This is a genomic window from Candidatus Acidiferrales bacterium, from assembly GCA_036514995.1.
GTDB lineage: Bacteria > Acidobacteriota > Terriglobia > Acidiferrales > DATBWB01 > DATBWB01.
Map to the genome: position 1 here is coordinate 1 of DATBWB010000042.1, position 14,982 is coordinate 14,982.

At 59.5% G+C, this 14,982-nt stretch carries 12 protein-coding genes; 6 read left to right on the forward strand and 6 right to left on the reverse strand.

What is annotated here, in order from left to right:
- Window positions 1–302 (reverse strand): hypothetical protein (locus VIH17_03000; protein HEY4682198.1); only part of this gene is annotated, 302 nt, incomplete at its 3' end.
- A 346-nt stretch (window positions 303–648) separates the two neighbouring features.
- On the opposite strand from VIH17_03000, the gene mutM reads away from it, so the two are divergent.
- Entirely contained in the window at window positions 649–1,500 is an 852-nt protein-coding gene (gene mutM / locus VIH17_03005) for a bifunctional DNA-formamidopyrimidine glycosylase/DNA-(apurinic or apyrimidinic site) lyase (GenBank protein ID HEY4682199.1), read from the forward strand.
- Between the two features lie 69 nt (window positions 1,501–1,569).
- Here the strand turns inward: mutM and VIH17_03010 are convergent, their stop codons facing one another.
- A complete protein-coding gene (locus tag VIH17_03010; protein ID HEY4682200.1) occupies window positions 1,570–2,277 on the reverse strand; it encodes an ATP-binding protein in 708 nt (235 codons plus the stop codon).
- Window positions 2,278–2,364: 87 nt separating this feature from the next.
- On the opposite strand from VIH17_03010, the gene dtd reads away from it, so the two are divergent.
- The 5 genes from dtd (at window position 2,365) to sixA (ending at window position 8,937) form a co-directional block, all read left to right on the forward strand.
- Window positions 2,365–2,814: a D-aminoacyl-tRNA deacylase gene (gene dtd / locus VIH17_03015; GenBank protein HEY4682201.1), complete on the forward strand. Its 450-nt coding sequence runs from the start codon at window positions 2,365–2,367 to the stop codon at window positions 2,812–2,814.
- 134 nt (window positions 2,815–2,948) lie between these two features.
- Complete coding sequence (locus VIH17_03020) at window positions 2,949–4,355, forward strand: serine hydrolase (GenBank protein ID HEY4682202.1); 1,407 nt, start codon at window positions 2,949–2,951, stop codon at window positions 4,353–4,355.
- 196 nt (window positions 4,356–4,551) lie between these two features.
- Entirely contained in the window at window positions 4,552–6,408 is a 1,857-nt protein-coding gene (locus VIH17_03025) for a DUF885 domain-containing protein (protein HEY4682203.1), read from the forward strand.
- A gap of 240 nt (window positions 6,409–6,648) precedes the next feature.
- The gene (locus VIH17_03030) at window positions 6,649–8,229 is read left to right on the forward strand and encodes a YifB family Mg chelatase-like AAA ATPase (GenBank protein HEY4682204.1); all 1,581 of its coding nucleotides are present in this window, start codon (window positions 6,649–6,651) and stop codon (window positions 8,227–8,229) included.
- 243 nt (window positions 8,230–8,472) lie between these two features.
- Window positions 8,473–8,937: a phosphohistidine phosphatase SixA gene (gene sixA / locus VIH17_03035; protein HEY4682205.1), complete on the forward strand. Its 465-nt coding sequence runs from the start codon at window positions 8,473–8,475 to the stop codon at window positions 8,935–8,937.
- Window positions 8,938–8,999: 62 nt separating this feature from the next.
- Here the strand turns inward: sixA and VIH17_03040 are convergent, their stop codons facing one another.
- The 4 genes from VIH17_03040 to VIH17_03055 all read right to left on the reverse strand — a co-directional run.
- Window positions 9,000–11,867, reverse strand: a complete 2,868-nt coding sequence (locus VIH17_03040; GenBank protein ID HEY4682206.1) for a pitrilysin family protein — start codon at window positions 11,865–11,867, stop codon at window positions 9,000–9,002.
- 475 nt (window positions 11,868–12,342) lie between these two features.
- Window positions 12,343–13,026: a hypothetical protein gene (locus VIH17_03045; GenBank protein HEY4682207.1), complete on the reverse strand. Its 684-nt coding sequence runs from the start codon at window positions 13,024–13,026 to the stop codon at window positions 12,343–12,345.
- Window positions 13,027–13,478: 452 nt separating this feature from the next.
- Window positions 13,479–14,282: a cyclase family protein gene (locus tag VIH17_03050; GenBank protein HEY4682208.1), complete on the reverse strand. Its 804-nt coding sequence runs from the start codon at window positions 14,280–14,282 to the stop codon at window positions 13,479–13,481.
- A gap of 104 nt (window positions 14,283–14,386) precedes the next feature.
- On the reverse strand, window positions 14,387–14,982 hold a 596-nt coding region (locus VIH17_03055; protein HEY4682209.1), incomplete at its 5' end, for an amidohydrolase family protein.

Sequence of the window (14,982 nt, forward strand, 5' to 3'; positions counted from 1 at the left end):
GCGCCCAGCCGCGCCGCCAGAAACACGGTCACGGCCGCCGCCAGCGCTACCGCGGTGATGAAGTGCCCGTCGCGGGCCACCGCCGCCGGCACCAGCCGCGAACCGCTGAAAATGGCGACCAGGCCGTTCGAGATATAAAACGCCCCAAGAGAGCCAAGAAAGGTGAAGGTGGTCGCCCAGGCGAGCGCGGCCCCGTAGCCGGCCCGACGCGCGCCCCACAGCGTGGCCACACCCTTGAAGTTGTCGTTGGCACCGTTGGCAAACGCCAGAAAAAAGACGGCCCCCAGCAGGACATAACCCAAGCTTGATCCCCCTCGAACGGAAACGGTCGCGCTAGTGCCGTTCCAACTTAATGAGCCTATACATCTCGATCCTGTATGATCAATAAAGCATGCCGTGTGACTTGCGGGAAGTGGCCCCAAATAGTTGGAACGGCACCAGCCTACCACACCGCCAGCCAACTGCGTACCCCGCGACTCTTCCATTGGATGCCCCGGAGTTGCCCGCGATGCATATCCCATTCGGGCAGTTCGGGCAACTCGGGAGCCGGAGACCAACGATGGTGCGTTTTCCTGCGGCGAGGCAGGTGACTTGAGCTGTGGTAAGCTCCCATTGCCTCCAGGCTTTTTTGGGTCACTCCAGGCGGCTATGCCCGAACTGCCCGAAGTCGAAACGATCGTTCGTGGCCTGCGCGCGCGCGTGCTGGGCCGGCGGATTTCGAGAGTGATCCTGCGGCGGTCCGACATACTTCTCTCCGCGCCTGAAGATTTTGCCGGCGAACTTACTTCCCGGAAGATTGCCGGCGTGTTTCGCCACGGGAAGTACATCATCATCCGGTTGGATCGGGACGACGTCCATCTGCCCGGCAAGTTCCTTCTCATCCATCTCGGGATGACCGGACAGATGATCCTCGCCGAGCGAAATCAGGTCGAACCGCGTCACACCCATGTGGTCCTGGCGCTCGAGGATGGCCGGAGTGAACTTCGCTATGCCGATTTCCGGCGCTTCGGCAGGCTGGCCTTGCTGGATGAGGATCAGCTCCGGTCGGCGCTGCGGTCGCTGGGCCCGGACCCTCTGAGGATTCGCCCGCGTGACTTCGTCGAACGCCTCCGCAAACGCCGCGCGACCATCAAGGCGGCGCTCTTAAACCAACGTGTCCTGCGTGGGCTCGGAAACATCTACGCCGACGAGAGCCTGTTTCGCGCGCGAATTCATCCTGGACGCCGCGCCCATCGCCTGAGGGACAAGGAATTGCTCCGGCTGCACGGCGCCATCGGCCGCATCTTGCGAGCTGCTATCGCCCGCCAGGGCTCGACCGTCTCGAACTACGTCAACCTTGCCGGTGAAGCGGGAAGTTTCCAGAAGCTACACAAGGTTTACCGCCGGCGCGGCCAGCCCTGTCCGCGCTGCCGGACGAAGATTGTTCGCGTGGTGGTAACCGGACGAGGAAGCTACTGCTGCCCGCGTTGCCAGCGTGGTTCAGCGCGAGTTGTCTTGTAGGGGCAAGCTTCAGCTTGCCCGATTTTGGGGCTTTTTCAGAAACCTATCCAGAGGGGATTGCCGGGAGATTCAAACGCTCGCGGCCGCCAGGGCCTGCGGGCCGAGCGCGGCCGCAATTTTCCCGACCCAATCGCTTCGCGACCCGGATTCCAGCCAGCAGACCCTGTCCGCAAACGGAGCAAAAGGCGGTTGACGCATGAGCCCATCGAGCAGCTCGTGAATGCGACGCTGAAACTGCCGGTCTTCGGAGCGAAAACCGTCCGGCGGAATTTCCGCCTCCAGGATGGGGACTCCGATCAGGAGATCATAGGTGCCAAGCCACCGTTCGAGCCACGCTTCCAGGTTGGGCTGGCGCCCGCACTTGTTCACCAGGTAGCAGTAGTTATCAATCACGGCGCGGTCGCAGATGACGTAGGGGGCGCGCTGGGCCGCCTCGAGCTCCGCAGCGATCTGCGCGTGCAGGATCCAGAGCTGGCCTTCGAGCGTGGTTGCGTCATTCACCGGGAAAGGCGAGCGACGAGCGACTTCCGTGACCAGCTCCACGTTTTTTCCCGACCGCTTGAGCAAGGAGCAAATCTCGTAGGCCAGCGTCGTTTTGCCGACGCCGTGAGTTCCAATGAGCGCGATCTTCATCACCACACCATCATCCGGGTGGATTTTCGGCTGTTTGTATAGCACACTCGCCCGGCTGAGGGAAGCGCTCCCGTAGCGGCGGGCTTTAGCCCGGCATACTCCCGTAGCGGCCGGCTTTAGCCCGGCATACATGCCCGCTGCCATCAGTTTTTTGTTGTGTGATTTCGGTCGCCGCGTCAGAATGAATGGCTTTTTTGAAGCCAAGGATTCACCTTGAAGGATTCATCCTGAATGAGAGCGGTGGTTCAACGAGTGAGCCGCGCTCAAGTCCGCGTGGGTGGAGACCCGAAGGGCGCGGTGGACCGCGGCATGGTCGTGCTGCTCGGCGTCGGCCGAAACGATTCCGCGGAGGCAGCCGCTTATTTGGCAGAGAAGGTGGCAAACCTTCGCATTTTCGAGGATGAACAGGGAAAGATGAACCGGTCGCTCGTCGAGACGGGCGGCGAGGCGCTGGTCATCTCCCAGTTCACGCTCTACGGCGATGCCCGCAAGGGTCGCCGGCCAGGCTTCGATCGCGCTGCCCCGCCCGAACAGGCTGAGCCGCTCTACGAGCAATTTGTGCGCGAGCTCATCGCCCGCGGAATCCGCGTTTCGACCGGCGTCTTCCAGGCTCAGATGCAGGTGGAATTGGTCAACGACGGACCGGTGACCATTCTGCTCGACAGTGACCGGCTGTTTTGAGCCCGTGAACCCGGAGGAGACGCGAATCCAACGGCTCGAACCGCAGAGCAACAGCAAGACACGATCCGACGCCGGGTAGCACGCGCGTGGGATCATCATGCGGGTCCAGATTTCCGATTTGTGGGTAGGTGCTGATGAGTATCAAGCAACGAATCTCATCCAAGCTGCTGCTGTTTGGGCTTCTGGTGGCCATTTCCGCTTCAGCACAGACGGCCGCAGGAACGGCGGCGGGTCGAAACCTCGATATCGGAGCTAAGGTAGATTTCTATGTTCAACCCTATCTCGAGGGAAATAACTTCAGCGGGGCTGTGTTCATCGCCAGGAAAGGAAAGGTACTGGTCAGCAAGGGGTACGGAATGGCGAATTACGAGCTCGGTGCTCCCAACACCCCGCGCACCAAGTTTCACATCGCCTCGGTCTCCAAACCGTTTACAGCCGCAGCCATCATGATCTTGCAGGAACGAGGACTTTTAAGTACCGATCACCCTTTGACGAAGTTCCTCCCCGACTACCCGAACGGGGACAAGATCACGTTGCACCATCTGCTGTCACACACTTCGGGTATTCCGAACGTAAACGACTTCCCAGACTATGATCGAGACTCGAAGTTCCCTCACACCACTGGGGACCTCGTGGAAATGTTCAGGCACCAACCTCTTGAGTTCCAGCCGGGAGAACGATACAGATACAGCAACTCGAACTACAACCTCCTGGCGCACGTCATCGAAAAAGTTTCCGGCCAGGGTTATGGAGAATTTTTGAAGGCAAACATTCTTACGCCATTGGGCATGAGGGACACGGGCCATGATGGCCGTGCCGCGGGCCTGCTGGAGAACCGAGCGTCGGGGTATGTGCCAGCCGGCGTCAGCGGTCTCGAAAACGCGCCGTACCTTGACTGGTCCATCAAGACCGGCAACGGCTCGCTCTACTCAACAGTAGAAGATTTGTATAAATTTGACCGGGCACTCTACGCGGATAAGATCTTGAAAAAGGCCACCTGGGGAAAAATGTTCGTGGAAGGCCGCGGCAATTCTTACGGGTGGTTTGTAAGGAAGCGCTTCCATCGAAGGGTGGCGGCTGCCAACGGAAGAAGCCCAGGATTTACCGCATCGTTTGAGCGGTTCGTTGATGACGATGTTTGCGTCATCGTGCTGAGTAACTCTTACTCCGCCGTCGCGCAATCCCCCATAGCGGATGACCTAGCTGCGATTGCCCTTGGCGAAAGGTATGTCGTTCCCAAGGCCATAAAACCTGTGAAGGTGAATCCGAAGATTTTGGAGGCTTACGTCGGTCGTTACGAGTTCGGGGTTGATTTCTTCCGTCCAGGCGCTGTCGTAACCATTGGCAGGGAGGAGGATCATCTGTTGATGGACTGGGGCGGAGGATTTCATGCCATCTTGGTCCCCGTATCGGAAAGGGAGTTCCTGGACAGGAGCTTCTGGGCGCGAGTGATTTTTGCGAAAGACCAGAAGGGAGAGGTGACTCAACTGACTTGGGATGCCGATAAGGCCTATACTGCCAAAAAGCTGACCGGCAAATGACGCCGTACAAACTTCAGCAAGAATTGACGTTTGGACTTGACGGAATCGGACCTCATATAGGGCTTCGGCGTCACGTAGCCTTTAATCGTGAATGCGGGTTTGAGAGCTACGGGGACCGTCTGCGGGTTCAGATCGTTGAGCACCCGAATCAGACCTGAGGGTCGTGGTAAAGGTAATCCATATTAGGAGCGATCCCATGAAACTTTTCTTTCTCTTTTTCCTCTTGATCGGGTTGTTGGCCGCTGATCTTCCAGCAGCGGCCGCCTCGGGAGACACGGTGGAGCGTTTTCACAAAATCGCATCGGATTTCTTGTATGGCGCTCTTGCCCTTTCTCCCGCTTCAGCGACGCAGGTTGGCTATCACAAACATACCGACCCGGCCACGGGGAAAGTCCTCCTGCTCGACGAAATGCTGGACGATTTGAGTCCGGCGGGGATCGAAGCGCAGCGAACATTCTATGAAACGGCGAAAAAGAAGCTGGCCCGGCTCGATCGGAGGCGTTTGCCGCTCGAAGACCGGGCAGACTATGACCTCATCGCCGACCAGATTGAACTGGCCCTGGCCGAGCTCAACACCTTTCAAAGTTACCGGCACATGCCGCAAGCCTACGCGGAGCTGGCGGGCAACGCGATCTTTACCCCGTTGGTCCTCGAATACGCGCCGCTCGAGACGCGGCTGGGCCACGTGCTTGCTCGCCTGGAACGGCTCCCCGGCCTTTACGCCCAGGCAAAGCAAAACCTGGTGGATACCTGCGACGTGTACACGCGGGTTGCGGTCGAGGAAAATAACGGCAACGTCGGGCTGGTCAAAGAGTTTGTGAAGTCGCTGGTTCCCCGTGGCAGCCCGCTTGAGGCGCGTTACGATGCGGTCGCGCCCAAGGCGCTCGAAGCCATCGAGGATTACAGCGCCTGGGTGAAAAATGAATTGAGCAAACGCTCCACCGGCAGCTTCCGCCTGGGCAAGCAAAAGTATGATCTCAAGTTCCGCTACGTCATGGGCGTCAAGACAACGCCCGAGGCCGTGCTGGCCGATGCTGAGCAGGCGCTCAAGGAAACGCGCCGGCGCATGCTCGAGCTGGCTGAGCCGCTCCACAAAGAATGGTTCCCTGACTTTCCGGCGGGAGAGGCTAGGGCGGGGAGCGAGCCCCGATTCGATCGGGGCGAGCGCGAGAATGCGATCATCCGCGCTGTGCTGGATAAGATCGCTCAAGAACATTCGGCTCCCGACCAGTTCAAACCCCAGGCCATGCGCGACCTCGCCGAGGTCAAGGAGTTTGTGCGCGCGAAAAATCTCGTCGCCCTCCCAGCCAGGGACAACCTTCAGGTGATTGATACTCCGGAATTCATGCGCGGGATTTACGGCGTGGCCGGGTTCAATTCGGCGCCCGCACTCGAGCCGGAACTCGGCGCGTTCTATTGGATCACTCCGGTTCCGCCGGCCTGGACGAAGGAAAAGGTCGAATCGAAGCTGCGCGAATACAACATTTACAAGATGAAAGACATCACGATCCACGAGGCGGTGCCCGGCCACTACGTGCAACTGGAGACGGCCAACCGCATCAAGCCTGTCCTGCGCCGGCTCATCCGCACCGTGCTCGGCAACGGCTCTTATGTCGAGGGCTGGGCGGTCTATACCGAAAAACTTTTCGTCGAAAACGGCTACCACGGCGTCAAGTTCGAGCTGACCTACTTGAAGGGCGAGCTGCGCATGTTTGCCAACGCCATCCTTGACGTGCGGCTCCACACCATGAACATGACCGATCAGGAGGCGCTCGACCTGATGATCAAAGACACGTTTCAGGAGCGCGCGGAAGCCGAGGGGAAATTGCAGCGAGCCCAGTTGAGTTCTTGCCAGTTGCCCACTTACTTTGTCGGCTGGCGCGAATGGCTCAAGCTGCGGGATGAGTATCGCAAGGCCGCCGGAGCGAAATTCAGCCTGCTCGCCTTCCACGACGCGGCGCTCGCCGAAGGCGCCCTGCCCATGCCCATTCTTAAAAAAGTCTTGCTGACAAAACTCGAAAAAACCAGAAGCTCGGCGTCGGCCACGCAGTAGCTATTTCTCTGCAAAACCTCTGTGATCTCCGTGCCCTCTGTGGTTCATCTCTTGGTGTCCATTTTCACCGCAGAGGCGCAGAGTACACAGAGGAGCACACAGCTAATCGGCAAGGGGCATTTCCTCGGGAACTCGGTTCGTTTTTTGCCACTCGACTCTTTCGCTTCCTGGAAACTTGTTCTAATATCGTGGCTCGTTACCCCGCCGCGGCTCGGCGGGGTGACCGTCCCCGAGCTTCCCATGCTTTACAAGACGCTCAGCGCCGCAGTCTTCGGCATAGATGCCTACGTGGTCGAGGTTGAGGTGGACCTCGCCCCGGGAGGCTTCGGCGGGAGCTACATCGTTGTCGGGCTGCCGGATAATGCGGTCAAGGAAAGCCGCGAGCGGATCAAGGCTGCCATCAAGAACTGCGGATTTGATTTTCCCACGCAAAACCTGACGATCAACCTGGCCCCGGCCGACACCAAAAAAGAAGGTTCGGGCTTCGATCTGCCTATGGCGATGGGGATTCTCGGCACCGGTGGCGCCTTCTTCGGGAAAAAACTGGACCAGTACATTTTCCTCGGAGAACTTTCGCTTGACGGCGCCGTTCGCCCGGTCAAAGGCACGCTTTCGGCCGCGTTGGCGGCGCGGGAGAAAGGCATCCGCCACTTGATCGTCCCGGAGATGAACGCCCGGGAAGCGGCGGTGGTCAGCGGCGTGGACGTCTTCTCGGCCAAAAGCCTCCCCCAGGTGGTGGACATCGTGAACGCCCCCGAATCATTTGCGCCCGTGCGGGTGGATGTGAACCAGCTTCTTGCCGAGACGGGCCAATACAGCGTTGATTTCCACGACGTGAAAGGCCAGGCCCACGCCAAGCGCGCGCTCGAAGTTGCCTGTGCCGGCGGCCACAACATCATCATGATTGGCCCGCCCGGCTCGGGCAAAACGATGCTGGCCAAACGCATCCCTACCATCCTGCCGCCGATGTCTTTCGAAGAAGCGATGCAAACGACGAAAGTCCACAGCGTCGCCGGCGTGCTCGAAGATACGCGCGGGCTTGTAGGCACGCGCCCGTTCCGCTCGCCGCATCACACCATCTCCGACGCCGGACTCATCGGCGGCGGAGTGGTGCCCCGGCCGGGCGAGGTATCCCTCGCTCACCACGGCGTGCTTTTCTTGGATGAGCTGCCGGAGTTCGACCGGAACGTGCTCGAGGTCCTGCGCCAGCCTCTCGAAGACGGCTTGGTGACGATTGCCCGGGCGGCGATGTCGCTTACCTTTCCCTCGCGGTTCATGCTCGCGGCCGCGATGAACCCCTGCCCGTGCGGCTTCTTCGGCGACCCGAACCGCGATTGCCACTGTACGCCGGCGCAGATTCAACGCTACGTCGCCAAGATCTCCGGGCCGCTGCTCGATCGCATTGACATCCACATTGACATGCCCGCGGTCAAGTACAAGGAGCTGCGCGCGCCCGTGGCCAAGGAAGGCTCCGGGGAAGTCCGCCAGCGGGTGATCGCCGCGCGCAAGACTCAGCTCGAACGCTTCCGCGACGAAGCTCCGTCCGGAAAGCCGTCGCGACAAACTTCCGGGCTGGCCCGGATTTTCTCAAATGCCCAGATGCCGCCCAAACTCATCCGCAAATATTGCGAGATCGGCGCCGATGCCGACCGCATGCTCGAAGCCGCCATCACCCGGCTGGGCCTTTCCGCCCGCGCCCACGACCGCATTCTGAAAGTCGCCCGCACGATTGCCGACCTCGACGCCTCTCCAAACCTTGAATCGAAGCACGTCTCCGAAGCCATCCAATATCGGACATTGGACCGGAGTTATTGGGCGTGAGAAACACTGCTCGTGTCGTTCCAACTGACTGGGCCTGGTGGAATCTACCAGATGATTCCCACGGGCAGAAGCCCATGGGCTGAACGTGAGCGCCATGTTGTTCCCTCTGTTCGTGAATGCAGTGTTGTCCCTCTGTTCAGCCCAGCGGCTTCCGCCGCTGGGCGAGGCACAATGAGTCGGAATGGCACCAGCCTCTCTCCTCATGTGCTTCCAGCGTATCATGGTGGGTGACGAGGGTTCCCCATGCAGCTCTACCTGGTGCAACACGCTCAGGCCAAGAGCGAGGCGGAAGATCCGCAACGCTCCCTGACCAAGGAAGGCAAACAGATTGCCCTCCGCATGGCCGGTTTTGCCGCCCGGCGCAATATCACGGTCGCTGAAATCTGGCACAGCGAAAAGCTGCGCGCCCGGCAGACGGCCGAAATATTTGCTGAAGCGATTCCTCCCCAAGCCGGCATGCATGAAAAGCCGGGCCTGGGACCACTCGAGGACGTTACACCTCTTGTTTCAGCGCTCGCCGGAGCCAGGGACAATCTCATGATCGTAGGCCACCTGCCCCACCTGAGCCGTCTCGCCTCTCGTTTGCTTTGCCAGGACGAAACCAAAACCATTGTGGCTTTCCAGATGGCGGGAATTGTCAGGCTGGACAGGGAAGGGGCTGGAGAGTGGTCGCTGCGATGGATCGTGGCGCCGGAACTGGTCGCCTAGCTTAGAAAATAGAAATTAGAAAAGAGAAAAGAGGGGCAACCGCGCCGACGCGCCACTATTTTCTATTTTCCATTTTCTCTTTTCTGTCTCTCCAACACGATCATTCCGCCCGTATCGAGCTGCTTGAGTGGCAGGTTCAGCTCTTTGAGTTTTGGCTCGAGGGCGTTCCGGTCGCCGACCACGAGAATCATGAGGTGATCGGGGTCGAGGTATTGCCTGGCGACGCGCCGGGCGTCCTCAAGGCTGACCGCCTCCACCCTCTGTTGGAAGCTCTCGAAATAATCCTCAGGCAGGTCGAACAGGACCATTTCCCACAGCCTGCTGGCAATCTGGGCCGGCGTCTCGAAACCGCGGGGATAGCCGCGGATGATGGCTGCCTTGGCGGCGTCAAGTTCCGACAAGCTAATGGGTCGCTCGCTGCGAATCTCGCGGAATTCTTTGAGGATTTCCTGAATGGCCTCCCGCGTGACGGCGGTTTCGACGCTGCCGCCCGCCAGCAGGTTCGAAGGCCCCCGCAGCCAGTCGAAGCGCGACTGAAAACCGTAGCTGTAGCCGCGCCTCTCCCGCAGGTTCATGTTCAGCCGGCTGACAAACTGCCCGCCCAGCACGGCGTTCATCACCACCAACGGGAAATAATCGGGATGGTTGCGCGGGACCGTCACATGGCCGGCGCGCAAGACCGACTGCGCTGCTGCCGGTTTGTCCAGAAGATAGACGCAGGTGGGTTGCCGGAGGCCCGCCATGTTATCGGCGGGCTTGTCTGACATCACTGCGGGCATCACCGCCGGCCCATCCCAACCTCGCCGCTCCCCGAGGGCCTCGCTCTGGAGGCTTGGTGTGAAGGCTGCTTCCACTTCCGCCGCGGCCTCGTCGAGCGTAGTGTCTCCCACCAGGATGAGCACGGCCCGCTCCGGGCGGTAGTGGGCGCGATAGAAGCTTTCCATCTGCTCGAGCGTCACCTGGCTCACGAACGCCTGGGTGCCTTCGATGGGGTGCCCGTAGGGGGAATCGTTCCCATAGAGCACGCCGAGGGATATCTGGTTCGCAAGCGCCGCGGGGTTATCCTTCAGGCGCAGCAGTTCTGTCAGTTGCTGCTCGCGGACGCGCTCCAGCTCGATGGCCGGAAAGCTTGCCTGCTGGACGACATCGGCAAAAAGCTCGAGCGCCTTCGGCCAATGCTTCTTGAGCGACTCGATGACGACCAAGCTTTCATCGCGGTCGGCGCGGGCTTCGAGCCTTGCCCCGATGAACTCAAGTTCCGAGGCCAACTCGATGCTGCTTCGCGTCGCCGTGCCTTCATCGAGCATCGTGGCGACCATCGTCGCCAGGCCCGGCTGATCGTTCGGATCGGCGGCCGCCCCCGCCTTGACGAGCAGCAGAGCCACCATGACCGGAAGCTTGTGCTTTTCCACTAGAACGATTTCGAGCCCGTGAGCGAGCCCCGATTTCATCGAGGCGAGTTTCTTCCGCTGTATCTTCGGGAGAGAGAACGGCGGGGTAGCTGCCGGAGCGGGTTGCCGGCTGCGGTCGCCCGCTGTCACCTTTCCCACAGCCTGGGATTGAGGCCGCGGGGGTTTTCCTTCAGCGTCCTCCCCAGGCGCATTCACCACCAGCGGCTCACCGCGCCCGTCCCCTTCCGTGCGAGCTTTTCCCGATCCTATCGGGACGGTTGCCGTAAGCGGCACCACGCTCAGGTTCACGCGGCCATTGCTCAAATAGATGCTTGCTGCCCGCTGGACGCCCGACGCGTCCACCCGGAGGTATCGTTCGATATCCTTCTCGATGTGGCCTGGATCGCCGAGAAAAACGTTGTAGCGATTGAGCGCGTCCGCTCGACCGCCGAATCCGCCAATTCTCTCTAGCTGTTCTACAAAAAACGTTTCGAGCTTATTCCGCGCCCGGCCGATCTCCTCTTCCGTTGGCGGCGCCAGCTTCAGTTCCTCGATTCGCTCGTCAATTGCCGCTTCGAGCTCGGCGGTCGAGTGGCCGGGTTTTGCGGTGGCGACAATCTGGAACTGCCCGGCGATCTCTTGCGAGAATTGAGCCACGCTCACCTCTTGCGCGATTTGTTTTTCATAGACCAGCGACCGGAAAAGGCGGGAGCTCTTGCCATCGCCGAGAATGTAAGCCAGTATTTCCATCTCCGGCTCGTCCGCTTCAAACTGTGGCGGCGACGGCCACACAAGATAAAGCCGCGGCAACTGGACGCGGTCTTCCGCACCGATCCGCTTCTCGGCCGCAAGCCTTGGCAACCAGCGCTCGACCCGGGTGAAGGGCGGCCCGGGCGGAATTTCCGCAAAGTACTTTTCGACGAGCTGCCTTGCCTCGTCCGGCTGGAAGTCGCCGGCCAGCGCCAAACTGGCATTCGACGGGGTGTAGTACGTGCGAAAAAATTGCTCGATGTCTTCGAGCGAAGCGCGCTCGAGGTCTTCCTCGGTGCCGATGGTAAGCCAGGAATAGGGGTGCTCGGGCGGGAAAAGCGCCTCGCAGAGGATTTTCGGAGCCAGCCCATAGGGGCGGTTTTCGTAGGTCTGCCGGCGCTCGTTCTTGACGACTTCTCGCTGGTTTGAGAATTTCTTTTCGTCGAGCGCATCGAGCAGAAAGCCCATGCGGTCGGATTCGAGCCAGAGCGCCAGTTCGAGAAAATTCGACGGCACATTTTCCCAGTAGTTTGTCCGGTCGCAACTCGTCGAGCCGTTCAAAACCCCGCCCGCCTCCTGCACCAGCCGGAAATACTCTCGGGCGTGCTTCGAACCCTGAAACATCATGTGCTCGAAGAGATGGGCGAAGCCGGTGTTGCCGCGCTTTTCGTCCTTCGAGCCGACGTGATACCAGATATTGACCGCCACCACCGGGATGGAGTGGTCTTCGTGAAGAATTACTTCCAGTCCGTTCGCTAACTTGTATGTCTCAAACGGAACCTTGAGCATTCTCACCTCGCCTCGGCCGAGACAGGCCACGGCGGGAATCCATCGCCGATGACAAAACTCAAGTTTCGCACGAGTGCCCCGGCCTGAGCAAACTCCTGAGCAACTCAGGAATCGAGCGACGTATTGCAATTGCTCATGAATTGCTTGTGTTGAGGGATCTGTCTCTTGGCAATCTGCTGGCGTCGGCTCAATTTGGCGGGTGGGGCTTAGTCTTGCTAATGGAACGATTCCCCCACGCAGCAGAGAGCGCTGGATGGGGCACCCGGCAGAGCCTGACTAGAAGTTTTGCAGATGCTCCATGGTTTCTTCGACTATCTGAGGCGGCAAGTTTCCGGAATATAGAGTGCCTGTCACTGTTTGGCTAAGCAAACTCCTTTTGTGGTGCTGGATCTCAGTGTTCATAAAGTAAGGGATAGTCATAATTATCAGGGAATCTCCCGGGTAAATGATTTTCCCCTTTTCCCTCTCAGTGACTCTAAATAGGCGGTGCGTGGAAGTTCTGCGGTCGGGTACTTCGATACCATAATTGTTGATGTTGGTTCAGGAACCCGTCCGGGAAGAACACATCAACTTGATAATCCTGAATTTTAGTCAAGCCGGAATTGGTAAGGGTGACCACGAGCTGATAATCATGCTGCTCTCCAGTAATTTTCACCTCCTGGTAGTCGAGGGCTATCTGCAGTGGCGAGATGCTTACCGGGCCCAGTTGCCCCCATATGCGGAGAGTTCGACGAAGGTGTCCCAACACTTCGCCACTGCTCTGGAAAAGCGTGGGATTTAGTTGGAGCTTGTCCCGCATTCCTTCCCTAGCGATGTCGGTATGAATGTATGCTGCAACGCGGAGATCCCGCCCTAGAACCTGAGTTAGGAACGCCGCGATGGCAATTTCCTGTTCTATCCAGATAGAAGCTCGGGTGTGCTGGTGACCGTCTGGGAAGGTTACAATTCCGCGGGGATGCATGATGACGATGAGGCCGGCACATCGATTTAGGGCGCCCAATATGTTCTTTGTGAGCCCCTCAAGACTGCTCTGGTTCTCAGCAAAATAAGGTTCGCAAGAGGTCAGTTCCCTCACGAGCTTGCAAACCGCTGTTCCGAGTTCTTTTTCTTCTTCCGTGACCTGCCCACAGGATATGAAAATAGTCGATCTTTCGGCCATCGGGGATTCTCCGGGTCCTTGAGTTAGTGCCTCCCTGCCGGGCACGGGGCGGCTAAAGAATCTGATTGACTCTATAGCACAGTTGCCCCGAACTTTTCAGGGGATCTGTCTGCCGAAATCCTCTCGACGAATGCGGGCGCAAGTTGCTAACCTTTGAAGCTAAAAAGACCATGGTGGGTGGCCCATCCTCTCCCGAAGCTTCGGGACCGGATCGTCGGGACGGGGCTGGGGCCTAGTTATCTTGATAGAAAACTCCCCCACCCAGCGCACAACCCGCCAAGGCGGGGATGGGGCACCCAGCTTAGTACTCATGTCGTCATTCTCAGGTCGCCGAGGCAACCGAGGAATCTCTCTTCACGGCAAGATCCTTCACTTCGTTCAGGATGACATCATTGTTGTCACTTCGTTCAGTGCGACACCGACGTATATCCCGAGTACTTTATGAAACCGGTTCAGGGCAGGATGGCAAACACGCGCACGGCCCCGCCCGAGCCGCCCTCGAGCTTGATGGGCGCGGCCACGAGAAAGGCGCCTTTGGGAGGGATTTTTTCCATCGAGGCCAGGTTCTCGAGGTGGTAGAGACCGGCGGCGTGGGTCAAGCGGTGCACCTCGAAATTTTTTGAGGGGCCGAAGTCCACGCTCAGCGTGTCAATGCCGACACCGGAGATTTTTCGTTCCTTCGTCAAAAATTCGGCTGCGTCCACGTTAAAGCCTGGAAAGTGCATGAGTCCGGCGGGGTCGGTGTTGCGGTAGCGTCGAGCGTCGGGCCAGCGCGCGGCCCAGCCAGTGCGGGCGAGCACGATCGCTCCCTCGGGAATCCTGCCCCATCGCCGTTCCCAGGCCTGCAAATCGGTGCGCGTCAGGCGATAGTCGGCATCGCCAGCAACTTTTCGCTCGATATCCACCACCACGGCCGGGCCGATCAAGCGCTGCGCGGCAATCTGGTCCACCGTCGCTTGCCCCTCGATGAAGTGTGCCGGCGCGTCCATGTGCGTCCCGTAATGTTCGAGGGAGCAAAAGCGCCGGGTGAAATAGCCGTCTTTCTCGAACCCCCCTTTCGCCGTGGCCTCAAACGGGTGATCATCACCGGGCCAGGCAGGCAGGTGATCGTTTAGAGCGTAGGTCAGGTCCACCACCTGCGTCTTGCCGGAGGGCACTCCCGCCAGACGGTCGGGCACGCGCCGGGCGGCCCAGGCGGCGTAAATGGCGACGAGGATCAACACCAGGAAAGAAAGCAAGGCCAACCAGCGTCGCATGGGCACCTCCCTACAAAACCGAAAATCGAAACTCGAAAATCGAAAAACGATATCGCCGACCGGCGACCATAGACCAGAAAAACCCTCTCCTACCTAATTTTTTTCTATTTTCCAGTTTCCGTTTTCTGCCCCTTCCAGCCGGGGCCGCGAAGGGCTCGCCCCGGCCGCGCGGCGGTTACCATGCCGTCGTCGAGCACAATCTGCCCGTTTACTATGACGTACCGCACTCCCTCAGAAAACTGGTGGGGTTTCTCAAACGTGGCCAGGTCGCGGATTTTCTCCGGATCAAAAACGGCAACGTCCGCCGCCATTCCCACGCGGAGCAGCCCGCGGTCCTGGAGGCCGACCCGCTGGGCCGGCAGCGAGGTCATTTTGCGGATGGCCTCTTCGAGCGGCATCAGTTTTTGCTCGCGCACGTAGCGGCCCAGCACCCGGGGCAAGCTCCCATAGCTTCGCGGATGAGGGTTGGCCTCGCCCAGAATGCCGTCGGGCCGCACCGCCGGGTAGTCGGTATCGAGGCTTGTCCAGGGCTGCTTCAGGGCGAACTGAACGTCCGGCTCGGACATGACAAAGTAAATGGCGCCGGTCTTGCCGTTGTCCTCAATGAGGATGTTGATAGCCGCTTCGACCGGATCTTCCTTTCGCATGGCAGCGATTTCGGAAAGCCGCTTTCCCTGGTAGAGCCGCAAAGCCGGATTCA

What these genes read in the sequence shown, in the direction of transcription:
- VIH17_03020 (HEY4682202.1), top strand. Translation starts at nt 2,949, where the DNA reads ATGAGTATCAAGCAACGAATCTCATCCAAGCTGCTGCTGTTTGGGCTT.
- VIH17_03040 (HEY4682206.1), bottom strand. Translation starts at nt 11,867, where the DNA reads ATGCTCAAGGTTCCGTTTGAGACATACAAGTTAGCGAACGGACTGGAA.
- VIH17_03050 (HEY4682208.1), bottom strand. Translation starts at nt 14,282, where the DNA reads ATGCGACGCTGGTTGGCCTTGCTTTCTTTCCTGGTGTTGATCCTCGTC.
- VIH17_03025 (HEY4682203.1), top strand. Translation starts at nt 4,552, where the DNA reads ATGAAACTTTTCTTTCTCTTTTTCCTCTTGATCGGGTTGTTGGCCGCT.
- mutM (HEY4682199.1), top strand. Translation starts at nt 649, where the DNA reads ATGCCCGAACTGCCCGAAGTCGAAACGATCGTTCGTGGCCTGCGCGCG.
- VIH17_03030 (HEY4682204.1), top strand. Translation starts at nt 6,649, where the DNA reads ATGCTTTACAAGACGCTCAGCGCCGCAGTCTTCGGCATAGATGCCTAC.
- VIH17_03010 (HEY4682200.1), bottom strand. Translation starts at nt 2,277, where the DNA reads ATGGCAGCGGGCATGTATGCCGGGCTAAAGCCGGCCGCTACGGGAGTA.
- dtd (HEY4682201.1), top strand. Translation starts at nt 2,365, where the DNA reads ATGAGAGCGGTGGTTCAACGAGTGAGCCGCGCTCAAGTCCGCGTGGGT.
- sixA (HEY4682205.1), top strand. Translation starts at nt 8,473, where the DNA reads ATGCAGCTCTACCTGGTGCAACACGCTCAGGCCAAGAGCGAGGCGGAA.
- VIH17_03045 (HEY4682207.1), bottom strand. Translation starts at nt 13,026, where the DNA reads ATGGCCGAAAGATCGACTATTTTCATATCCTGTGGGCAGGTCACGGAA.